The organism is Oleiagrimonas soli, assembly GCF_000761445.1.
In the GTDB taxonomy this organism is placed as follows: domain Bacteria; phylum Pseudomonadota; class Gammaproteobacteria; order Xanthomonadales; family Rhodanobacteraceae; genus Oleiagrimonas; species Oleiagrimonas soli.
Map to the genome: position 1 here is coordinate 1851489 of NZ_KN196470.1, position 23173 is coordinate 1874661.

The 23173-nt window shown below is 65.5% G+C and carries 16 protein-coding genes; 1 reads left to right on the forward strand and 15 read right to left on the reverse strand.

What is annotated here, in order from left to right; all coding sequences use genetic code 11:
• Nucleotides 1-89: 89 nt before the first annotated feature.
• The 6 genes from LF63_RS16350 to LF63_RS08095 form a co-directional block, all read right to left on the reverse strand.
• Nucleotides 90-4979 carry an autotransporter-associated beta strand repeat-containing protein gene (locus tag LF63_RS16350; RefSeq protein ID WP_052394848.1) on the reverse strand — a complete coding sequence of 1630 codons (4890 nt, stop codon included), beginning with the start codon at nucleotides 4977-4979 and terminating at the stop codon, nucleotides 90-92.
• A gap of 399 nt (nucleotides 4980-5378) precedes the next feature.
• Nucleotides 5379-6869, reverse strand: coding sequence for a right-handed parallel beta-helix repeat-containing protein (locus LF63_RS08075; protein WP_043100900.1), 1491 nt, complete (start codon nucleotides 6867-6869; stop codon nucleotides 5379-5381).
• Between the two features lie 344 nt (nucleotides 6870-7213).
• Nucleotides 7214-8377, reverse strand: coding sequence for a hypothetical protein (locus LF63_RS08080; protein WP_152569288.1), 1164 nt, complete (start codon nucleotides 8375-8377; stop codon nucleotides 7214-7216).
• An 81-nt stretch (nucleotides 8378-8458) separates the two neighbouring features.
• A complete protein-coding gene (locus tag LF63_RS08085; protein ID WP_152569289.1) occupies nucleotides 8459-9220 on the reverse strand; it encodes a hypothetical protein in 762 nt (253 codons plus the stop codon).
• Nucleotides 9217-9579 carry a hypothetical protein gene (locus LF63_RS15865; RefSeq protein ID WP_152569290.1) on the reverse strand — a complete coding sequence of 121 codons (363 nt, stop codon included), beginning with the start codon at nucleotides 9577-9579 and terminating at the stop codon, nucleotides 9217-9219. The genes LF63_RS08085 and LF63_RS15865 overlap by 4 nt, the downstream gene beginning before the upstream one ends.
• Entirely contained in the window at nucleotides 9579-10397 is an 819-nt protein-coding gene (locus LF63_RS08095; protein ID WP_161782334.1) for a GNAT family N-acetyltransferase, read from the reverse strand. Before LF63_RS08095 ends, LF63_RS15865 begins: the two co-directional genes overlap by 1 nt.
• A 12-nt stretch (nucleotides 10398-10409) precedes the next feature.
• Between LF63_RS08095 and LF63_RS16045 the strand changes: the two genes are divergently transcribed.
• On the forward strand, nucleotides 10410-10643 hold the full coding sequence (locus tag LF63_RS16045) for a hypothetical protein (RefSeq protein ID WP_161782335.1): 234 nt from the start codon (nucleotides 10410-10412) through the stop codon (nucleotides 10641-10643).
• 50 nt (nucleotides 10644-10693) lie between these two features.
• On the opposite strand, the gene tssA is transcribed toward LF63_RS16045, so the two are convergent.
• Genes tssA through LF63_RS15255 form a run of 9 tightly spaced genes read right to left on the reverse strand, consistent with a single transcriptional unit; the run spans nucleotide 10694 to nucleotide 23171 of the window.
• Nucleotides 10694-11893 (reverse strand): type VI secretion system protein TssA, encoded by a 1200-nt coding sequence (gene tssA / locus LF63_RS08100; protein ID WP_052394850.1) that lies wholly within the window; start codon nucleotides 11891-11893, stop codon nucleotides 10694-10696.
• A gap of 25 nt (nucleotides 11894-11918) precedes the next feature.
• Nucleotides 11919-15863: a type VI secretion system protein gene (locus LF63_RS08105; RefSeq protein ID WP_043100906.1), complete on the reverse strand. Its 3945-nt coding sequence runs from the start codon at nucleotides 15861-15863 to the stop codon at nucleotides 11919-11921.
• A complete protein-coding gene (locus LF63_RS08110; RefSeq protein ID WP_043100908.1) occupies nucleotides 15860-16645 on the reverse strand; it encodes a DotU family type IV/VI secretion system protein in 786 nt (261 codons plus the stop codon). Before LF63_RS08110 ends, LF63_RS08105 begins: the two co-directional genes overlap by 4 nt.
• The gene (tssK, locus tag LF63_RS08115) at nucleotides 16646-18064 is read right to left on the reverse strand and encodes a type VI secretion system baseplate subunit TssK (protein WP_043100910.1); all 1419 of its coding nucleotides are present in this window, start codon (nucleotides 18062-18064) and stop codon (nucleotides 16646-16648) included.
• Nucleotides 18065-18073: 9 nt separating this feature from the next.
• Nucleotides 18074-18547 (reverse strand): hypothetical protein, encoded by a 474-nt coding sequence (locus LF63_RS08120; RefSeq protein ID WP_043100912.1) that lies wholly within the window; start codon nucleotides 18545-18547, stop codon nucleotides 18074-18076.
• Entirely contained in the window at nucleotides 18547-18945 is a 399-nt protein-coding gene (locus LF63_RS08125; RefSeq protein WP_043100914.1) for a DUF4150 domain-containing protein, read from the reverse strand. Before LF63_RS08125 ends, LF63_RS08120 begins: the two co-directional genes overlap by 1 nt.
• Nucleotides 18946-18955: 10 nt before the next feature.
• Nucleotides 18956-19513 (reverse strand): DUF3540 domain-containing protein, encoded by a 558-nt coding sequence (locus LF63_RS08130; protein WP_052394852.1) that lies wholly within the window; start codon nucleotides 19511-19513, stop codon nucleotides 18956-18958.
• The gene (locus LF63_RS08135; RefSeq protein WP_043100916.1) at nucleotides 19513-20580 is read right to left on the reverse strand and encodes a pentapeptide repeat-containing protein; all 1068 of its coding nucleotides are present in this window, start codon (nucleotides 20578-20580) and stop codon (nucleotides 19513-19515) included. The genes LF63_RS08130 and LF63_RS08135 overlap by 1 nt, the downstream gene beginning before the upstream one ends.
• The gene (locus tag LF63_RS15255; RefSeq protein WP_081945150.1) at nucleotides 20577-23171 is read right to left on the reverse strand and encodes a DUF2169 family type VI secretion system accessory protein; all 2595 of its coding nucleotides are present in this window, start codon (nucleotides 23169-23171) and stop codon (nucleotides 20577-20579) included. Before LF63_RS15255 ends, LF63_RS08135 begins: the two co-directional genes overlap by 4 nt.
• Nucleotides 23172-23173: the final 2 nt, after the last annotated feature.

Below are 23173 nucleotides of genomic sequence, written 5' to 3' on the forward strand. Positions count from 1 at the left end.
CGCCATCGCGTCGCATAAGCACTAACCTGTCCACGCCGACCTGTTGCGATCCGTGGCACGCACACCGCGCGTCACGGCATCTCGGGCGCTTACCAGCGGTAAAGGATTTGCAGCATGCCGCTGTTGCCGTGGTAGTTGCTGGCCCATGCACTGTGCCATGCCAGGGTCGCGCCCCAAGGGCCATCATGCCAGTCCACACCAACGCCGCCACTGAGTGCGGTCCGCGGCAGTGCATTACTGGTTACCTGCTTTTGGTAGCCGCCCAACGACTCGGTCACCGTCACCGACCGATCGCCACCCCAGCCTTCCATACCCAACTGCACCCACGGCTTCCATGTCGTACTCGACGTCCCCACACGCAGACCTGCCTGGTAGTGCGACAGGTGCTGGCTAGTCTTGCTGTAGTTCAGTGCAAGCAGGGGCAGGCCATGCTCCTGCGAGGCACCGTACTGGCCTTTCACGTAGTCGAACCCGATATACGGCGACAACTGCATAGCTCCGACCGTGGCGCTGTAGTCGCCACGCAGTGCGAAACCGTCGTAGCGACCGGTGCTGGAGGCTATTTGAACACCCATACCGTTCAGGTGACGCCTGCTGCGCTGTTGCAGATGACCGAAGCCAACGCTGCCGGCCAAGCGCAAACCACCCTCGCGCCAGATTCCGTAGACAAATCCGCCTAGCGGCTTCGCACGCACCTGCATTGGCGACAAGGTCGTCGTGGTCGTGCCACCGGCGATCGCCAAACCCAGCACCAGCTTGCCGTTAACCGATCTGCCCACGCCGACTGCGCCTCCGTTCTGTGTGTAACGCGAACCCTGACTCAAACCGCCCCAGCCGGCGACGTACTGGCCCCAGGCACCGTTGCGGGCTTCCGCCTGTGGGTTCATGCGACCCAACACTGCTTGGAAACTCTGCTCCACGCCGATGCTGACGTTGCTGGCGTAGTCCGGAAAATCATCTGGATAAGCGCGCTCATTCGGCGCAAGCGTGAGCCGCACGTCGTTCGCGCCATAGGTCACCGTCGAGGTCAGGTACGTCGCCAGCGCCGGGGTGAGCGTGGTGGTGGCAAACGTGCCATTCACCCCGCCCGCTGCATGCACGAGGTCGTAGCTGGTGTTCGCCAAGTACATCCCGGTGTCCAGGGTCACCACCAGGTTACCGTCCAGGCTGGCCGAGCCGCCCACCTGCAACTGGCTATACCCCATACCGGCCGTCGTATCGGGCGTGATTTCCAGATTCAAGGTACCCGCGCTGCTCTGCACGTAGTTGCCGGCCACGGTGAACACACCAATGCTGCCACCTGGCATCATCACGCCACCGTCGATGCCGACATTGCCTTCCACCGTGCCGTGGCCGCGCAATGTACCGCCCGCGCCGACCGTCACGTCACCGGCCACCGAAGCCGTTGTGTGCGAGGCATCGCCGACCACCAGCGTGCCGGCGCTAAGCCTGGTGCCACCGGTGTAGGCATTGGTACCGATCAGCGTGGTGGTGCCGCCTACCACGGTCAGGCTGGCGCTTCCCGACAGGTTGCCGATCGTGCCGCCCGTCGAGGTCATGGCGCCGCTCAAACTGCCGTTTTGCACGGTACCGCCAGCCAGGTTCAACGTGTTGATAGCCTGCGCGAAGCCGCCCAGATCCAGCACAGTGCCAGCGTTGACGGTGGTGCTGGAAGCGGCGCTGAACACATGATCTGCAGCACCCACGAGCGAGCCGCCTATCAGGCGGGTGGCACCTGTGTAAGTAGTGGCGCCGGACAGGACCAGCGTGCCGCTGCCGGCCTTGACCATCGAACCGCTCCCGGAGATCGCACCGCTGAAGTTGCCATTGCTGGTCTGGTTGAAGACCAGCGAAGCGTTGTCGATGATGCTGCCTTGCAGGCTGGTCGCGCTGCCTTCCAAGGTGCCGTCGCTGATGGTGGTGCCACCGCTGTAGGTATTGGCACCGGTAAGAATCAGCGCGCCGGAACCGGTCTTGGTCACCGAGCCGCTGCCCGAGATCGTGCCGGCGAACGTGCCGTTGGCGGTCTGATTGAACGCCAGCGCCGCGTTGTCGTCGATGCGGCCCTGCAGGCTGGTCGTGCTGCCTTCCAAGGTGCCGGCGTTGATGGTGGTGCCGCCGCTGTAGGTGTTGGCACCGGCAAGGATCAGCGTGCCGGTGCCGGTCTTGGTCACCGAGCCGCTGCCCGAGATCGTGTCGGCGAACGTGTCGTTAACGTTCTGATTGAACACCAGCGCCGCGTTGTCGTCGATACGGCCCTGCAAGCTGGTCGTGTCGCCTTCGAGGATGCCGTCGCTAATGATGGTGCCGCCACTGTAGGTGTTGGCACCGGTAAGGATCAGCGTGCCGGAACCAGTCTTGGTCACCGAACCGCTGCCCGAGATCACGCCAGCGAAGTTGCCGTTGGCCGTCTGATTGAACACCAGTGCCGCATGGTCGGTGACGTCGCCGGGAAGGCTGCTCGTGTTGACGATAAGGGTACCTGCGTTCAGCGTGGTGCCGCCGGCGTAGGTGTTCGTCCCGGTCAGTGTGGTGATGCCGCCCGTCACGATCAGGCTGGCACTACCTGACAGATTGCCGATGGTGCCGCCTGTCGAGGCGACGACACCGGTAAGGCTGCCGTTCTGCACAGTACCGCCGGCCAGGTTCACCGTGGTGATGGTCTGTGCGAAGCCTCCCAGATCCAGCACGCTGCCGGTGTTGACCGTGGTGTGAGAAGCGGCACTGAACGCATCGGCCACGCCGCCCTTGAGCGTGCCGCCGGTGATGTCGGTACTGCCGGTGTAGGTGTTGCTGCCCGTCAACGTAGTGGTGCCTGCCCCACCGAAGCCTATGCCACCGTTGCCGCTGATGACACCGGATAGTGTGTCGTTGTAGCCGCCGTTGTCGAAGCTGCCGTTGCCGACGAGGCTGATGTTCTGGTTCAGCGTCGCCGCGCCCGTCGTCAGCAGTGCGCCGCCGTTGAAGGTCACCGCATAACTTCCCAGTTCGGTGCCTGTGGCCGAGGAGATCGACAGCGTTCCGCCGTTCAGGTGCCAACCCAGGCCGCTCGAGTTGGAACCGGTGACCGTCCAGGTGGCCGTGCCGGTTTTCTCGAGCAGATTGAAGCCCTGGTACGGCTGGCCGGTGCCCACGCTGGAGATATCGAAGCTGCTGTTCGAAGTCCCGCCCAGGGCCAGGACGTCACCGCCGTTGGTGCTGCCGCTGGTGCTGACCACGTTACCGATGAAGCTGGCGCCTGCCTCGATCACCAGCGTGTTGCCGCCGCCGGAGAAGTCGATCGCATCGGCCTGCGCGCCACTGCCTCCGTCTGCCCTGCCGCCAGCAATGGAACCGCCGTTGTAGATGGTGGCGCCGCCAGTGGCGATTACGCCGACGCCACCGAGGCCGCCCGTGCCCGCCGTGCCTTCTGCGCCGCTGGAACCGGCGACGCCATCGGTGCCCGAGGTAGTGCCGGAGCCAGCGCCACCGCCCGCGCTACCCCCCTGGCCTCCCGGCCCGCCACCACCACCCGCGCCACCGAGACCGCCGTCACCGCCCGATATGGAACCGGTATTGGTCAGCGTGAAATGCTCGCCGCTGACCGCGGCAGAGCCGGCACCACCGATGCCTCCTCGACCGCCCGCGCCACCGTTGCCCCCATTGCCGCCATCGCCGGTGGTGTAAAGACGATACGCACCACTGTAGCCACTGTAGCCACCGTTACCGCCTCGGCCGCCGGCGCCACCGTTCCCACCTTGGCCACCCTGGCCGCCGGCACCGCCAAGCAGGCTCCCGCTATTGGACAGCGTGAATGATGAGCCGCTGATCGCACTACCGCCTGCGCCTCCCACAGCGCCCGGACCACCGCGCCCGCCTGCGCCACCGTTACCAGCCGCGCCACCCGAGTGTTCGTAGGTCGAACCATTGCCGCCCGTGCCACCGCTGCCGCCTATACCGCCGCTGCCACCGACACCACCGACGCCGCCGGTGATGGTGCCTGTGTTGGTCACGCTGAATGAGGCGCCGCTGATCGCGCTGGCACCCGCTCCAGCTATACCGCCATCGCCGCCGGTACCGCCTGGTTTGCCGTCTGTGCCGATGACGTCCGTGTATCCCTGATTGCCTTCGCCACCTGAGCCACCGTAGCCACCGCTACCGCCACTGCCACCGGTTACGCTGCCGATATTGGACACCATGAAGGATTGTCCGTAGACCGCTGCACCGCCATAACCACCGGAGCCTCCGGCACGACCGGGGATACTCTCTGCTCCACCGGTTATGCCACCCCCACCGGTGCCACCCATGCTGCCGCCGATGACGCTGCCCGCGCCGATGCCGACTGAGCTGCCCGACGCGGCGTAGACACCGGTGGTGCCGTTGCCACCAGCGGCACCCGCGCCAAAGGCCCCACCGCCGTACATGCCTGCCGCTGCTTGCGCCATGCTGATAGTGGCGGTGCCGGTGCTCTCGCCCAGTTGCAGGCTGCCGCCGCCCACTGTCATGCCGCCAGTCAGGCTGGTGTGGTTCCCGGCCAGCGTCAGCGTGCCGCTGCCGGCCCAGGTGATCGCGCCGTCGCCGCCCAGCGGCACCTGCAGGATCAGGTCGCTGGCATCATCGATGGTGACCGGCGCGGTCACGCTCAGTGCACCACCGGTCAGGGTAATGGTGTTGCCGCTGCTCAGCTGCACCTGAATCGTGCTGCCGGGATTGGCATTGGCTTGGGCGATGGCCCAGCTCAGCGAACCGGCTGTGGTGCCGGTGCCGTCATCGGTTGCCTCGGTGACCGTGAAGGTGGCCGCATGCAGCGGAGACGCCGCCATACCCGCGGCCAGCGCCAGGGCCACGACGCACGCCTGGGCCAGTCGGTTGCGCGCCGGCCCTGCGCTCGACACACCGCTCACCGAAGAGGCACCGTCGCACGGCGACTTGGCCCACTCGGAAGCCACCTGTACCGCACCGAGCGCACGGTTCCAGACCAATCGATAGACCTTGTTCATATGTGCCCCAGTGAAATCGATCAGCCCCGAAACCGGCGTCTGATCGGCACCGGTCGTCAGATGTCGCAGTGACGATCCAGACGGTGCGCAACCTGCGCGCGTTCAGAGAAGTTCGTGACCGACATACTAAAACCTTGGGCGTGAGTGACCAAGCGAGTAGACGGCCCGTTCGCTTCAGTCACGGCACGCCAGAAAATCCAGATGGATGACGGCTTATATTTCCCCATGAACGTGGGTATCGATAGAAAAGTGGACCGCCTCTGTTTCCTCATGTACCGCACGCCAACTTGGCGATACGTTCGTGCCCCGAGCCGTGGAATCGACGTCTTTTACACCGGCGCCACCTGCGCGTAATCGGTTGTCCATCGAACCGGCTGCAATGAATCGATTCCCGCCGCGCTAGCTGCCCGATCCTGGGTACGTATTGCCGTGCGCGATGTTGGTCAGCACGGTCTTGAGCGGCGGATTGCATTCCGAGCACGGATTGGCCGACAAGGTGCGCTTGCCGCCGGGTTCGACCAGCATGCCGATCTCGCAGTTGGCGAAACGTGTGCGGGTCCAGGTCGAATCGATGTGGAACCAGGTGTCGAAGCCGACCTGGCAGTCACTGGCCATGCAGTCGGTGTATTCGACCTTCACCGCACCGACGTCGCGGAATACCGGCCGCGGATCGGGTGCCCAGCCGAATCCGACGCCGTAGCCGAGCGCGTGACTGGTCTGGCCGTGTTCGTCGACGGCGATCACCTGACTGGCGACGCAACCGTTGAACTTGATCGCATAGCCCCAGGCGCTGAAGCCCGCGCCCTGCTTGTCCTGCGGGCGGATCGCGGTGATGTTGGACACGGCGCAGTTGTTCAGCGACACCGCCGCGCCATAGACCTCCAGACCGGTCGCCTTGGCGCCGCTGTTCGAGGCCGCGACGCCGTCGGTGATGCCGCTGGCGGTGAAGTTGTTGACGACCACCAGCGCATCGATGAAGACCGACATGCCGTGACAGTCGTCGCAGCAGCCGGTCATGTTCGCCGCGCTGCAGTTTTCGTAGATCAGGTTCATGCACAGGATCGGCACGAACCCGAGCACGGTGTGGCCCATGGTCAGGATGTTGCCGTTGAAGTGCGACTGGAAGTGGCTCGACACGCAGTTCGTGGTCGCGATGTTCTCCGACTTCAGGTAGCTGTAGCCCTGCACTGCGCCGTCGTGATTGACGAACTGGCTGAGCAGGCAGGAGCGGACGTTGCCGCCCTGCGTGTTCAGCACCTGGATGCCGGCGCTGCCGTCGGCGGTGACGTCGAGATTCTGCACGGTGCAATGGGCGATGTTGAGATTGCGTGCCGTGTTGACGTGGATGCCGGCCGGCGTCATGAAGCGCACGTCGAGGTTCGCGAACGACAGTCCGTCGATGGTGACGTTCTCGATGCTCAGACCCTCGACGCCGTGCGCATGGATGCCGTAGAAGCACATGTCGGCGAGCACGCCGTTGCGAACGGTCACTGCGGAGAGTTCTTCCGCGCCATGGATCAAAATACCGACGATCTGGTGCTGGTTGTCTTCGATGTTCGCGGTGAGACTGAATCCGCCGAGGTCGAGGATGACGTCGCTGCAGACAATCGTGATGGCCGCGCAAGCCGAAGGCTCGGGCGTCCACGTCAGGTCGCCGGCGAAGGTATAGCTGCCTGGGGTGTCGATGACGATGCCCTGCTTCGGAATCTGCGTGATCCTGCTGTCTTGTTGAACCACGCCATTCCGTTGCACCAGCAGCGGCGCATTGAGTTTCTCGATCGGCTGGGACGCGTCACGCGCTTTCAGGAGTGCCGCGCGGTCGAGATCCTTGAGTACGTCGTAGGCGAAGATTCGCTCGACAAGGTCGTCGCTGTGGTCGGATGTGGTCATGTTTCGTCCGTGAAGGTTGGTTGGATGGAATGGCCCGCACGATGTACGGGGATTTCGGCTACGCGTACACCATCTGCAGATGGCTGCGTGCATACTCGCGGCCATGACGGCCTTGCCCGCAGTCTCGATCGGATGGTTTTAGAACGCCATGCGCGGATGCGGGACGCGCGACGAAGTTGCATCGGATGCGCCGCAGCCTGGAACTTGTCGCGTCTCGAAGGACGGCGCAGCGGGTCCCCTCGCCCTCCACATCGGATACGTATTCCTCCGGACGAACGTTGCGTGGCCCGGCTTTTCGTCGCGACACGCATCGCGCGGCTCCTTGCGTTCGATGACGGTGGATGTCACTTCAGTTGATGGTGGTAGTCGAAGATATTCTTGACCTCGGTCTGATTTTTCTTGTTACCCACCAGCTCGGTCATCGGCGCGGCACGAGTGACGGTCGACCCCGTGCCCTTGTCGAACATATCGCCTGGCTTCTGGCCACCGAACGGGCGTCCAGGAACGCCGGTGATGGCCGCATGCGAACCGACTTTCTTCTGGAACATGTCGCCGCATTGGCGACACACCTGGTTGGGGAAACTCGCGAACGTGCCCACCAGATTGGAATCATGTTCCATGGAGGTCGATCGCGAACCGTTGTGGAGTGTGATCGCCATCGGTTCGGAGTGGTATGTCTGCTCCGGTCGACCGGCCTTGCCCAAGGCCTTCGCGACGTCGATGCTCGGCTTGAACAGCTGTGTCGACGGTGTGCTGTGCTTGGTGTCCACGCCCGAGCCGGATACACCCATGGCATGCGTGACGTCGGTGAAGTCGAATTTCTGACTTTGTGCATTGAAGCGCACCTTGCCGACGTCCGAGAGAATGGAGTTGACCGGCTGCTTCTTGCCCACGCTGTTGGTCGCTGGATTGGACATGCGCGATGCGTGCGTGTCGAAGGCTTTCGCGAAGTTGCTCGAATCGGTGGACGTGCTGTCTCCGATGGCCTCGCTGGTCGGCAGCGAATGCAATCGCCAGGCCTTGACCGAGCCGTCGGGCATCGGCGCGAGACCGACAATGGAGCCGCGCCGGGAGCGGTGCATCTGTGTCGGCGGCGGCAGGCTCGGGTTGGAGCGCGGCGTTCCCCAATCCTGCGTGGTCTGCATCGGCGACAGACCGGTGTCCGTGATGTAGGACTGCGCGTGCTGCGCGTTCGATAGCGTCAGGTTGGAAAATTGGTGGTAGCGCAGTCCCGTGCCGTGTTCGACATTTCCGCCCTTCGGAAATGCCTTGTGCGAAAAATTCAGGCTCCGCTTGATTTTCGCCGTCGTTACCTTCGGCAGACCATGTTGCGTGGCGACCGCGTTGACCGCCTGTTTCATCATGCTTATGGTCTGTTTCTTCTGCGCAAGCTTCTGCTTGAACGGCATGCCCACATGGCTCTTGCCTGCCGATGCGGTGAATTTGCTTGTCGCCTTTTTCGCCTTTTTGGAACTGCTGGGCGTCGGGGTTGAGTTCTTCTTGGGCATGCATGCGAACGCCTAGAACCGACGGCTCGAAGCTCGTGCTCGTCCAGGCGCGTGCGCCGTGGTTTCAGGGAGACGGATCATTCAGAGGCCCCGACTCTTGTAGGTCGCGGAGATGCTCTTGAACTGAGGCTTCTTGCTTTTGCTGCTGCGCTGCTGCACGAAGCCGACCGTGGAATGCGTGTCGGTATCGAGGCGGTAGTGGTAGACCTCGTGCCCCTTCGACGCCGCCTTGAGAGCGCGCTTTTCGATGAATCCGTCGACGGTGATGTTGGCCCAGCTTGGCGCCCATACCGTATGCGCGCTGTTGCTTTCCTCGCCGACGAGACTGAAAGGAGCGGCATGCGCACGGTGATAGCCGCCTTTGACATCGCTGTGCGGTTGCGGACTCAATGGTTCGCTGATGGTTTTGCTTTCCGCCTCGGAACCGTGCATCGGATTCACGTAGGTGGACGTGATCTGATGGCCGATGTACGACTCGTCCTTGCGTGGACCGACACGAAGGTCCTTCTGCAAAATGAGTTCGAACGACGACTGATGCTCTTTGATGTGCGATGCCAGCGGTCCGGGCAGCACCTTGGAAAGCTTGCCGGCCTGAATCTTGGTCGCCTTGATCTTGCCGTACATGGTCCGCCGGCTGGTCTCGTCGAGGCTGCCGCCGGCTTTCATGGCCGTGCTCACGTACGGCGTGGTGCTGAATCCGAAGTGTTCGACGTCTTTCATGTTGCCGATGGTTTCCTTGCGCTTTTCCTCGCTGGTGTCGGAGCGCAACTTGGGGCGTTTTCTCGGGTTCATCGTGCACCTCTCGGAGCGGCGTCGCGCGCGAGGCGACGCGCGTGGATTCATCCAATCACGCCTTCGAGCGCGCTGCGTGAATATTCGTTGTCGTGAAAATGTCCCATGCGAGAGACCACCATCTGCTGCGCGGCGAAGTGCGCGAACGTGCTGCGGAACGGTGTCGCCGCCATCGCCAGATAATCTTGTCGTGTCGGCGGTGTGGTGCCCTGGAACACGGCGCGGTTCTCGCGACGCACGAAGTCGCCGACGTTGTCCGGCGTCATCGGTTGCGAGAGATAACTGGGCGACAGCGTCTCGTAGTGCCGCTGGATGCGCCGGGACGGGCCGGTTGTCGCGGAAAAGAAGCTCGATGCTGTGCGGCGAAGATCGCCAAGCGTGGGAAAGCTGCTTCGACTGGGTGAAGACATCAGAGGATGCTCCCTGGCAAGGATTCGGACGCAAGCTGCGTCGCGGGGATACTGGCCATGCTTCCGACCAGCGCCGACACATCGGAACGCGCATGAACGCTCAGCACGTGCGTGGCGCGATCGACATGCTTAAGGAATGACCAGGCTTCCTCGCCGACGTCGCCGCACGCCTCGGGCCAGCGCAGCAGATGTTCCGGCGCCTGGCCGGGACGCATGATCGGCACGCCGGTCGGCTGGAATCCGATCTTGGACAGACCGCGCAGCGACGGCGCGTTGTGCGCATAGACCTTGGCGTAGCACGCGCGCATGCCCCAGGCGGCCTGCGCCTGCTCGAGCAACAGGCGCCCTGCCCGCGGTCCGAAGCCGAGTCCGCGGAAATCGCGGCCGATCCAGTAGTAGTACAGGCCCAGACCGGCGTGCATGATCAAGCTGACGCAGCCGACGAATCCCCAGTAGCGGTGCCACAGGCCGAACAGCGCCTGATCGCCGGCTTCGTGAATCTCGTCCAGCCACGCGTGCCAGTCCGCGTCATCCTCGAAGTCGGGCAGGCAGCACAGATCGATCATGGCCGGATCGTCGTAGTGCCAGCGAAAATCGTCGATATGATGATGCCCGAGCGCTTGCAGGCGCAGCTCGCCGTCGTCGATGAGGCCGCCGGACAAGTCGCACGATGCGTACCAGGCATGCAGTGCCGCGGACAGCGACACGGCCTCGCGATGGTGCGGCTCGCACAGAAGCACTTGGCGAAGTATGTCCGCGGCGGCCGCCGTTTCGCCGATGCGCCAGGCTGCCAGCGCGATGTGACAGGCGTCGCTCATGTCGCTTTCGCCATGGGCGCGCAGGGCCAGTCCAACGTGGAAAGCGCATGGCCAGTCATCGCACGCCAATGCATCCAGGAAGAGATGCCTCCGCGTGGATCGGAAGCGTTCGGCGACCAGCGCATCGGGCGTGCTGCGCAGACATTCACGCAAAGCGATCATGCGCGCCGTGCGCTGTTCGCTGTTGTCCGGAACCGCGAGCCGGATCGACTCGTCCGGAACGTCGCGAACCGCGGCATGGGGTGACGGCATGTCGCCCACGGGCGCGCGCTGATCCTGCATCGAGCAGGCCGCACTCACGAATCGCCCTCCCCTGTTGCTTCATCGTCTGTGTCACCGGCCAACCCCATCAGCTCGAAGATGCTGATCTGGCCGCCCGCCTTCAGGAACAGCTCGTGGTAGAGGCTGGCGGCATCGAGCTGTCCCCAGGCGATCGCGCGATACAGCAGGTACGGCACCGGACTGTGCGGCTCGACCTGCATCAGGAAATCGGCGATGCCGGCCAGCTCCCGGTACGCCTGCTCGCGGCTTGCGTTCGTTACGCTGCGCCGCGATGGCGTGGTCGACTCGGTCGGCGCGACGACATGCTCGTCCCCATCCTCATCGGACTCATGGCGTTCGCTGGTCGCCGGCGCTTGCAGCGGCTCGTGGCGTCGGTTCAATTCGCTTTGCAGCAACGACTGCATGCGTCCCAGCAGCGTATCCATCCGGTGCAGGGTCGGCGCATCGTCCTGCATGCGTTCGCGCAGGCACGCTTCCAGCGTCGCGATGGCGTCGCGCGCATGGGCGATCTCGGCATGCCGCGTGCGCAGCAGCGCTACCGGCACGTGCGCCATCAGCGCCTGCAGTTGCTCCAGCGATGCGGCTTCCTCGGCCTCCTCGGGCAAGGCCCCGTTGGCGGCGCGGATGCGTTCGTGGTGGTGCGCCAGTTCCCACGCCGACCAGCTCGCCACGTGCTCGTCGAACTGCACCAGCGGGATCAGCGAGAGGGTCGAAAGCAGCTTGTCGTTCACCCAGCGCACGATGTTGGCTCGGGGTTCGTGGTCGCCGTCCTGCGCCTGCGGATGCAGCCCTTCCCACCAGCGTTCGCACATCGCGTGCATCAACGCGAAGCATGGCGCCAGCGCGGTGAAACCGCGTTGATGCATCTCGGCTTCCAGCAGCCACGCGGCCAGCCGCAGATCCTTGCTGCGCGTGCACAGCGCGTCGACGATCAGGTGCGACGCACGCGGCCAGTCGGCCTGTTTCAGTTCGACCGCCCATGGCCCCATCGGCAGCGTCGGATCGTCGCTGCGCCGGGCACCCTCGATGGCGCGCAGCGTGGGCGTGCCGCGCATCGTCTGTCCGGTGGGCTGCCCGCCGTCGATCGCGTTCAGCAGACGTCGCGCGTGTTCGCCGAGGTGTCGTGCAAAGTAGTCGACCACGCTCGTCGCTTCCTGCGAGGACGCGACTTCCGGTGGCGGCGTGGCGGGTTCGGCGTGGGCAAGCTGATTCATGATGGAGTCCTCGTCGCGTCGGCGCTCACCAGAGCACCGGCGCGTTCTGCGGGAACGCGGGTACGTCGAGCGTGACGGGTTGTTTGGTCTTCGGGTCCTTGGCGCTCAGATCCAGCGTGAGATAGAACGCGGTCGGATCGGGCGACACGGCGGTCGGCGCGGTTTTCGCATCGCTCTTGGTCAGGGTCGGCACGCTGAAGCGCAGCCACTGACGGTCGGGCAGCGCGCTATCGCCCGTCCCGGCGCTGGTGCGATGCAGATCCAGCAGGTGCAGCAAGGCCCACGGGCCGCTGGCGCTGAACAGCGCGCGTTCGCCGCTGACCTGCAGGTCGCTCTGACGGCTGTCCGGCAGCGGCATGAAGCGCGAACCGCTGGCCCATTGCAGCGTGAGCGTCAACGGCTGACCGAAGCTCCATGGCACCTGTGTCGGACCGTTCGGCCACACGGCCGCGTTGTCGCCGGCGCCGAGATTCCAGGCAATCAACTGGTCGCTCTGCGGCGATTTTTGCGGCAGCGCGCGGAAGCCGACCGCCAGTTCGATGGGTTGCGGCTGGGGCGTGGCCAGCAGGTTGCCGGCGAGGAAGGTTTCCACGGCGTCGAGCTTCTGCACGAAATCGCGCATCTGTTTCGCCTTGTCGCCCTGGGCCGTCTTCAGCCAGGTTTCCAGCTCCGGCTTCTCGCTGTCGTAGTAGACGAAGAAAGCGCGCACGTTGCTCAGCGACACTTCGTGCGAGCCACTCGCGCCGAACGGATAGCGCCCGGCGATCTGGCTGTTGAACAGCATCGCAATGCGGTAGTAATGCAGGTCGACGCTGGACTGTCCGTGTCCGGAGCAGGCCATGCGTGCGACCTTCAGCATCGCTTCCCGGCGCTGCGAGAACAGGTCGTTGCCGACGGTCGGCGACGTGTAGGCGTCGAGGGTCGCGCTGCAGTTGTCGAAGGTCATCGGCTGCAGCTGCTTGGTGAAGAAGTCATCGAGCTTGGCGGCCTGCCCCGCCGGATCGGAGAACTGCACCGCGCTGTTGAGCGCGTCGATGGTGTTGCCCCAGAAGGCGTCGGTCTGGTCGTTCTTGCGCTGGCTGTCGTCGCTGCCGGCGGAGTTCTTCAGCAGGGTCACGAACGGCGCGGCGTAGCCGGCCAGCACCTGCACCCGCTCGATCTGCCGATTGAGGTAGGACTGCAGCACCGCCGGCGCGCCCAGATCGAACACATGGGCGTCGCCTTCGCTGTCGGACTGCACGGCCGGATCGTACAACTGGCTGGCGACGGCAAGACCGGAAACGTCGGCCAGACGATCCGATGCGTAGTTGCGCATGCACTGCCCCACACGATCGGCCAGCGGCGACAGTTGCAGCTGCCGCAACTGCTGCTGCGATTGCAGGATCGGACCGACGGCGGCCGACAACTGGCTGCTCTCGCTCGCCAGTTGGCGGTCGAGTTGCGAGGTGGCGTCCAGCCCCGGCACCGTATCCGCATCCGTCGCGCCGAGCTGGTTCTGGGCGATGTCGCGTTCGACTACCGCCGACAGCTGCGCCAGGGCAAGACGCTGGTACAGCGGCTCGTTGTCCACCCCGCCCTTCAGCGGACTCGGCGGCTGCGCGGCGATGAAGTTCTGGTAATCGCGCAACTGCGTCAGGACCTCGGTGAACGTGCCCGACTTCCAGCCGCTGACCGAGCCGTTGCAGCTGAACGGCTGTAGACGCTCGACCTGGGCGAAGGCCAGCGAAGCCAGGGTCTTCAGTCCCGATGCCTCGCGCCCGAAGCCCGGACTGACGCCCTGCAGCTGATCGGTCGACTTGTTGACCACGAACAGCGACCCGTACGGCGTCAGCTGCGCCTGCCGCAGCGTGTCCACGGCCGGCTGATAGCACGAGGGCGTATCCAGATAGCCCAACGCATCGCGCAGGGAATCGTTGTAATGATGCACGCCGATCAAAGCCTCGATGCCCGGCGCGATGGCGCGACGCGTGCGCTCACAGGGATTGTCGTAGGTCGTCGAGGTCAGCCAGGAGCTGTTGATCCAGTCCAGCCAGCTGTTGAAGGCGCGCAGCGGGCGCAGGATCGGCGCGCGGGTGGCCTGCAGATCGCGCAGCAGCCGCGGCCCAGATGCGACTTCCTTGAGCAGGTCGTTGCGCACCTGGCGCACCATGCCATCGATGCGCTTGGTGTAACCCTCGCGCTGCAGCGCGGAAATCTGCGGCGCGCCGTCGTAGGTGGTTTCGGCGAGCGCCGTGGTCAGCGCGCTCTGCGTGCGCATCGCCACGTCGGGCAAGGGCTTGCCGTAGACATACAGGGCCAGATCGGCCAGCTCCTGCAGTTCCGCCTTGCGCTCACTGCGTAGTCCGGGTTCGGACAGCCGCGCGAGCCGGTCGAGGTTGGTCTCCAATGCCGACAGCTCGTTGAGCGTTTGCGTCAACTGACTGCGCTCGGCATCGAAATCGCGTCCCGGGGCGCTCTCGCCGGCCGGCGTGGTCAGCGTGGCCCGCGACAGTTCATCTATACGCAGACTCAACTGGCAGGCCAGCGCGGGAAACACCACCGTGCCGAGCGTCTTCGAGGACACTTCGTGCGCGACGCCGTCGCTGACCCGGTCGTCGAACCACGACAACGGAATGGCGACGCGGCCGATGTGAGTGTCCAGATGCGCGACCTGCGCAATCAGGGCGTAGACGTGATCGCGATCCAGGCATCCCTGATGCTGCGCTTTGGCACTCAGATGGATGTCCGCGAGCGCGCTGCGCAAGGACTGCGTCTGCGCATCGAGTCGCCATGCGGACCACGGCAGGGCCACAGCCAGCAGCAGCGCTGCCGCGGTCATGCCGATCTGGATGCGGCGGATCAGGCGATTGCGCGCGAACAGACCGCGCTGGGTGCGCTGGGCCAGTCGGCGCTCGGCGAAGATCTTGTCGCGCAGCAGGCTCTCGATGAACGACACATCGCGACGCGGCGCGTCGGACGGCGTGTCGACCGCATCGACGGCACCGGTGAAGTAGATGCCGCGACAGAACGCACGCGTCTCGAAACTGTTGGGCTTGAAGACCACGCCGAGATAACGCTGCAGCGCCGACTGCAGCGCATTCATGGCGCGCGGGAACAGGAAGAAGTCGTCGACGTCGTCGATATGGTCGTGACTGGCCGCCGCGTCCAGCACCAGCTCGCGCAAACCGCGCGTGAGCTTGTTGAAGGCATCCTCGACCCAGGCGTCGGGCGTGCCGTTGTCATCGATGGTCGGACTGGACCAGCCGATCATTTCCGAGCGCAGGCTCGTCGACTGCGCCTTCCAGAAGGCATCGAAACCGTGGATGGCATCGCATTGACTGACGACCACATAGACCGGCAATGCGAAGGCAAACGTCTCCTGGACTTCGTGGATGCGCTGGAACGCCTGCGCGGCCTCCGCATGCAGCGCGGTATCGTCGGCATGCAGCAGACGCTCGGCCGAGACCACCCAGACGATGCCGTCCAGTGCACGATCGGGACGCAGGCTGTCGATGTCGTCGAGCAAGGCACGCCAGCGTGCGTCGACCTCCACCTGCCCCGGCGGCGCGCTGACTCCGGTCTCCGGATCGAGCAGCATGCCCTGATCGAGGAAATACCAGTGTGCGTAACGCGTGCCGGCCTTCAGATAGGCCTCGTGGCGGGCATCGCCGCGCGTATTCCTGCGCAGCAGCGCATCCGGAATCGAGGCCACGAGGCTGCTCTTGCCGTGCCCGGGGAACCCCATCAGCAGCAGCCAGGGACTGCGATAGCGCCAGTCATGGCGAGCCAATACATAGCGCACGGCGCGCTCGATCACCGCGTAGCGGCGGCGCAGCGCGTCGATCAGTCCATGCAGACTCCAGCGCGAGGGCTTCTTGTTCGCGGGCTTCTTCGGCGCAGCCTTGCTGCGACGCGCGCGCCACATCAGCACCACGATCAGCAGCAGTGCGACCAGCGCCACGACGATGCTGATGGTGAACAGCGCGCTCACGAGGCACCGCCCAGCGAGTACACCAGCGACCAGGTCAGGGTGATCCAGAGCGCCGACGACAGCAGCAGATAGCCCACGGTCACGTAGGTCGCCGCGCGCAGCCAAGGCGACAGCGCCGGACGCACCTGCGCGCTCGACTCATCGACCTGCACGGCATAGTCGTAGGCTTGCGGAAACGCATGCTCGCGCGCCTTGCCGATGTCGCCGAGGCGAGCCAGCTTGTGCAGGCGGCTGCGGTAGGCGCGCAGGATGCTGTTGCTCTCCGGTCCGCGGTACATGCCCTTGAAGCCGAGCTGCAGCGCAAGCAGGAACACGGCCGCCAGATTCGCCTCCAGCACGCTGGGCGCGCGACATTCCACCAGCGCCTTGGCCAGCACGAAGAACTGGCGACCGGCAACCCGGCTGCGCGCGATCGAATGTTCGATCAGGTGCTCGACCCAGTGCGCGGTCCAGTCGTTGCTGTCTGGGCGGGACAATTCAAAGATGATGACCTCGTCCGCCAGCGCCGCCATCACGTATCGAGTACGCCGATAAGCGTCCATCTCGGCACCGGTGGCCATGCCGCGCACGATGTGCATCTGTGCGTCCATGACCGCCAGCAGACGCGCGGCGACACGTTCGGCCATGGCGTGTGGATCGATCTCGGCATGCGGTCGATCCGGTTCGAGCAGGCGCGTCAGTTCCTGACTGCGTGCAGCCTGCTTGATCCGCGCGAGCTCCTCGTAGAAGGCCGAGAAATGCTCGAGCAGGAAATTCCGGTCGGGGCGCGTCGTCGCGATCAATCAGCCGCCTCCACCCGTGGTTGCAGCGGGCGCGCCGTCGCGCACGCGCGGCAGATACAGCAGGATCGAAGCCGGCACTTCGTCGCCCGGCTCGCCGAGGATGACGAGTTCGTCGTTGTCCACGATCAGGCGGCGGACCTGGCCGCCGTCCAGTTCGATGTTGGCGTTGCTGACCTGGAACACGAACGCGCCCGGCCGCAGGTTCAACGAGGCCACGCGGGTGGCGTCCGCCTCGCGCACGCCGGCGCCCGGGAAGCGCCGGCGCAGCAGGGTCTGCAGCATCTCGTGCGCGGCGATGCGCGCGTTGCGCAGCCAGTGGCCCAGCGTGGGTCCGCTCTGCCCTGCCCGCGGACGCAGTTCGATATACAGCGTGTCGGTGTGCGTGCCGGCCGGCAGACGGCAGCGGAAACCGGAACGTCCGACCGGCTCGAATTCGAGAATCCGGTAGTCGGCATTGAGCTGATCGATCTGCTTGGTGATGTAACCGATCGCCTGCTGGAACTGAGGCATGCAGTTTTCGTGCTCGTAGCCCGCCAGCGCGGGCGGCTGCGGCGCCGACGGCGTAGCGGCGACGAAGCCGAGCAGCTGCGCCAGCGCCACGTACAGATCGCACGGATGGGCCACGCCGGATTTGAGCACGACGTCGAACGCCGGCAGCGCCATCGCCAGGCAGCGCGCCGCATACACCTGCGCGACGCTGTCCTCGGCATACCCCGGCTGTTCGCCGATGCGCACCCCAAGCAGTTCGCGATACTTTGCCCACAGCCTCGCCGACAGGTTCTCCAACTGGCTGCGCAGCGAGTTGTCACCCTGGAAGTCGGAAGCGTCCACCTGCAGCATCGGCGGATGGAAGTCGGTCAAATGCACGCCGCGCGAATCGCCGCGCAGACGCAGCAGCGGAAACGAGCAATAGCTCTTGGGTACGTTGTCGCCGGCGAAGAGGCTGAGACACGGGCGCAGGCGATCGACGTTGATCTCGTCCTGCACGTTGCTCTCGTCCGCCTCCAGCGCACCGGGTTCGGTGGTGTAGCGGCGCATGTCGCCGATGTCGCTAGCCGCGCCGCGTCCGCGTACCGGAATGCGCAGATGCACGGTGACCTCGGGCGTGACGGTCCAGTCGTGCTTGGACAGGTCCAGCGCCAGCGGCTGCGATCCGTAGTGCCCCGGATAATCCACCAGCAAGCCGTCGCCCATGATCGCGCGCAGGCGCTCGATCGCCACCCGCCCCTTGACCAGCTCGGTGATGTCCAGCTTGAGCGTCTGGATGCCCCAGAAGTTGGGCTGGATCGCGGCCATGCGCTGACGCAGCGTGGCGTGCCAGTAGATGTCGTTCTGCTGGAAATGCTGCGGCGAAAGCAGCATGCCCTCGGTCCAGGACACGGCCTCGGGCAGCAGGATGGATGGATCGACGACAGGCATGACGCTACCTCAGGGTTCGCTAACGTGGACGGCCGACGTTTCCAGCCAGATCGTGGGGTGCTTGAAGCCGGTCAGGTCGACGCGGCCTTGCCCCGATGGACTCAGGTAGCCGGCGAAGCCATAGACGGCGATGGCCTTGCCGTGTCGCTTGGGCAGCTTGACCGGATCGACCACCGACGCCGGCGTGACCTGCAGCGAGACGATGTCGGCCGAGGTGCCCAGACCGTTCACCAGGTTGCCCTTCTTGCCGAACCACTCCGGCGCAGTCTTGGGCAGCAGGCCGGCGGCGGTCTTGTCGTAGACGAACACCAGATCCAGCGCGGTGGCCGAATCGGCGTTGGCGTCCGGCACCGCGACCACGCGAAGGTCCTTCACGTCCGTGGTCTTGTCGCCCCACGGCACCAGCTTGGACAAGACGCTGCAGCCCGATACGAGCAGCGACGCGAGCAACGCGAACAGCACGATGGCGTGACGGCGGCGCATCAGCTGAACACCAGTACGGTGATTTGCGCCGGCGTCAGCGACGTGCCCTCGGCGTTCGGAAGCATGCCGTTCTGACCGGTCAGATCGAAAAGATGCGTGCACGGGACCCCTCCCACATACACCGTGAAACTGCCCAGCAGCGTGCGCGCAGGGCCCATGAACATGACCGATTCGAGGCCGCCCTCGACGCCCGCCTCATCGCCCTGCGTCATGCTGCTGATGGTGATCAGGTTCTCGCCCAGCCCGCCGCCGATGATGACCTCGAACTGCACCGGGATATCCATCAGCGAGATGGAGATGTTCGGGAACGGCGTCGGCACGGGCACGCCCGACACCGGCACGTTGCATACGTCCGGAAAAGCCAGGCTCAGCACGCCGAGGTTGGTGTTCGCGAACATCGCTCCTCCTTCAGCCCAGACTGACGCGCTCGGCGTCGATCTTGGCGTCCTGGCGCGCGGTGACCAGCGCCTGTTCGCTGTCGATACGCAGCAGCTGACGCGCGCTGACCAGGAAATGTTCGACCTGGCCGACGTAGTGATAAGCCGTCTGCACCAGCGATTCGGCGGCGCTGGTGAACACGTTGCGCGCGTTCAGCGACAGCGAACCGCGTGCCGCGGTGATGTCGACGCCATCGGCGGCGCGCATGGAAATGGTCTGCTCGGCGCTCACGTCCACGTCCGGCTGACGGATCGTCAGACGCTGCGCGCCGGGCACGGTCATCACCACCTGCTCGCGTTCAACGCGGTCGAGTACGTGCAGCACGTGGTAGCGGCCTTCGGCCGTGCGCACCAGCAGCACCTCGTCGCCGGCCTGCGGCGTGATCAGGCAGGACACGGCCTGACGGGCGCTGCGACCGTCCTGCATCAGCCAGAGTCCATCGTCGAGGCTGGAGTGGATCACGGCCTCGGACCATTCCGGTGCGTGCTGCTGCACGCGGGTGAAGCGGCGTCGTTGAGTAGCGAACATCAGTGCATCTCCAGGGAAAGGGAACGGGATTCGGCGGCGAGACGCTCGGACGAGGTGCCGCGCAGGCCCGCGCAATCGGCCTGCTCGAAAGTGGCCTGCGCGAAGCGCGCGTCGTGCAGGTTGCCGTGACGGAAGCGGCTGTGATCGAAATCGATGCGGCTGCCGCGGGCATGCTCGAAACGCGCGTAGTCGAGCTGGGCGGCCGCGAAGCTGACGTCGTGCAGTTGGCTGTGGTCCCAGTTGCTGGAGGACAGCACGGCGCGGTCGAGCCGCACGTCGTCGAGACGCGCGCCCTGCAGCACGGCGTTGGTCGCACGCAGGTCGTGTGCGTCGACGTCCTTCAGCACCGCTTCCAGCAGCAGCGCGCGGCTGAGGTCGGCGCCATCGAGATTCGACTGCCGCACGTGCGCCTGACGCAGATTGGACTCGCGAAGCACCGTGCCGCGCAGGTCGCAGCCGACGAAGGACGCCTGTTCCAACAGGCAGCGTTCGAGCGTGACGGAACGCAGATCCTTGCCGTCGAAGCGCGCCTGCTTGAGCACGCTGGTATGCGCCTGCAGGCCGACGATATCGAGACTGCGGAAATCGACGTCGGGCAGCACCGACTGATCGAGCACGGTGTTGCGCAGGACCGCGTGATCCATCCGCCCTTCGGCGAACACGCTGCGATGCAGGATGGCGGACGTCCACTGGCTGGCACGGACATCGCAGCGCGTCGCCACGCTGATCGACCACTGTGCCTGGGTCCATGCGCTCGTCTGCAGGTCGCATTCGGTGAAGGCCGATTGCGCCACCTGGCTGCCGGTCCAGGAGCTGCGCGCGAGCCGGGTCTTGGTGAGACTGCAACCGTCCAGCGTCGCGCCGTCGAAACAAGCGCCCTGCAGATCGCAATCGATGAAGGTCACGCGCTTCAGCGTCGCGCCGTCGAGGCGCGCGTTGTTCCAGCGCACCTTGCTCAGCACCAGCCCCTCGATGGTCCGACCGCGACCGTCGAGGTCGCCGAGGTCGACGTCGTGCAGCGGCTTGCCCAGCCGCTGCAGACGGGCGATATCGTTCCAGTCGGTCATCGCGGCAACCTCCGGCCCGGTTCGATGCGCACTTCGTCGAGGCAGGCATGCTCGAAATGCGCCTCGCTGCAATCGGCCTGCATGAAGTTGGCGCCATGCAGATCCGCTTCGCGGAAGTCCGCGCGACGACACATGGCCTGATAGAAGTCCGCGGCATCGGCCTGTGTGCTGCTGAGATCGCTGCCCATGAACAGCGCGCGATAGAACAGCGAACGCTTCAGCGAAGCGCCCGCGAGGTTCGCGCCGCCGAAATCGCACTGGCGGAACTCGCCGTCGGTCAGATCGGCATCGATCAGCGTGGCGTCGCGCCAGCTGCTGCGGTCGGCATCGACGCGCTGCAGATCGGCGCGGCTCCAGTCGGCCCCGCCGCCGGCCTGCACGCGCACCAGTCGCGCGTTGGACCAGTGGCTGTCGGTGAGCAGACACTCCATCAGCACGCTGCGTTCCAGTACGGCGTCGTTCCATTCGCTGGCGTCGAAGTCCGAACCCAGCGCCACGATGCGGTTCCAGTGCGAGCGCGCCCAGCGACTGCCCTTGCCGCGGGCGTGCAGCAACACGCAGTCGCTCAGCTTCGTGCCGCGCAGATCGGCGCGCGTCAGATTGATGTTGGACGCCATCCATTGATCCATCTGCGCACCGCTCAGGTCGGCGTCCTGCCAATCGGATTCGGCCGCCTGCGTGCCTTTGAAACTGGCGCTGCGGAACAGCGTGCGATGCGCCCGCGTGCGCGCCAGGTTGGCGCCGTCGAACAGCGCGCTGGTGCAGTCGGCGGCGTCGAGGCAGGCTCCGGTCAGGGCCACTTCGCTGAAGTTGGCGCCGTCCAGGCGCGCGCCGCTGAGATCGGACGATTCCAGCAACGCACCGCTGAGATCGGCGCCGGACAGCAACGCACCGCGCAGATTGGCGCCGGCCAGATCGCAGCCGCGCAGCGACTCGCCCTCGCGCACGCGCTGCACGATCCAATGACCGATCGCCGAGGCCGCTTCCGGCGTCAGCGGCTGCACCGGCGCCGTCGCGGAAGGCGAAGCCAGACGCGCGCGGCGCTGCAGATCGTGCAATTGCGCGATGGGCGGCGGCGACTGCGGTTGCGTGTCGGCCAGTTCGGCCAGCATGCCCAGCGAAGCATCGCCATGCTGCGCTCGTTCGATGGCTTCGGCGCTTCCGGTCGCTTCCGGCGGCGCGGCGGCGGGCAGTTCGCCATACTCGGCAAGAACTTCCTCGCGACGTGCCTGCGCCCGTTGCCGCGCCTGCTCGGCGACCTGATGGGCGCTGTCGAGCAACGGACCCAAGGCGAAATCGCCTCGCTTCACGGCTGCGGCGGTCGGCGTCTGGAGCGCCATCGGTTCGGCCGTCGGCGTGGGGGTGTCCGATGGCGGCAACCCGCCCTGTTTCTCGAATTCCGCTTGCAGTTCGGCCTCGCGCGCCTCGCGGGCATCGCGACGGTGGGCCTGCTCCTGCTGCGCCTCACGAGCGCGTTCGGCGCGGGTGGCGGCGTCGATGTCCGGCGTCAGCTGCGATTCGTTGAATACGTGCCGAGCCGCCGTGTCGCGGTTCATGCGCACCGCCAGCGTCTCGCCGTAGTGCTGCACGGGACGCGGGGCATCGGACTGATGTTCGTAGGCGCACATCAGCGCATCCACGTCGAGCGCCATCGCATCCTGCGTCATGGCTTCGCCGCGGTGAATCGCCACGCCCAGATCGGCGTCCGGGAAGAGCCACACGGTGTCGAACTGCAGCGGCAATTCCTCGACCACGTCCGTGCCGGCGCCCTTGCGGTGCAGGAACACGCGCGGACGCATGTCGGGCAGATGCCCCTCGATCACGGGACGCTGCGGATGCAGACCTTCGAGGCGGTACGGTTCGCCGCCGCGGAACAGGCCTTCGATGCGCTGATCGAGCGGCGCGGCGTTGAAGAATTCCGGGTCGGTGTCGTCGGCCAGGCCCGGGAAGCCCTTGGCGTGCCACTGGCTGTCGTAGGTGCCGACCCACTGCCGGCGCGGCATCCAGCCCACGTCCAGCGGACCGAAACCGACCGGCGCGTAGGCACGGTTGTGGTTGCGCACCGGCTCGTCGACCGCTTCCAGGTTCGGCATGCTGCCGTGGTTGCGGCCGATCAGCGCGGCCAGTCGATTCGGCAGATAACCGCGCCCCTGCGGATTGCCCGGATGCCGCGCGCCGCCGAAGGCGCGATCCCAGGTCAACGGCATGCTGGTGAACGGCGCCGGCGACGTGATCTGGCGCAGCGGCAGCATGCCGTAGAGCCATTCGCGGTCGCCGATCACGCGCACGGACTTGTCGATGCCGGCGAGGGTCATGCGCACGGTCATCTCGGTCGTCGCCAGTCCGTTCGCGGGATACGCGTGACCGGCCAGCAGCACTTCGCCGCGATGCTTGGGCATCAACTCGTCGAGCGGCTTGCCGGTCGGCAGCTGGGCGATGATCTTGCGCCACTGCAGATTGTCGCGCAGCAGGCTTTCCACGCGTCCGCCGAGATGGAAACACTGCAGCGTGGCCGCCAGAAGACGGCTCTGTCCGCGCCACCGGTACGGGCGGTGCATCAGGCCGAGCGTCATGGGTTTGACTATCTTCATGC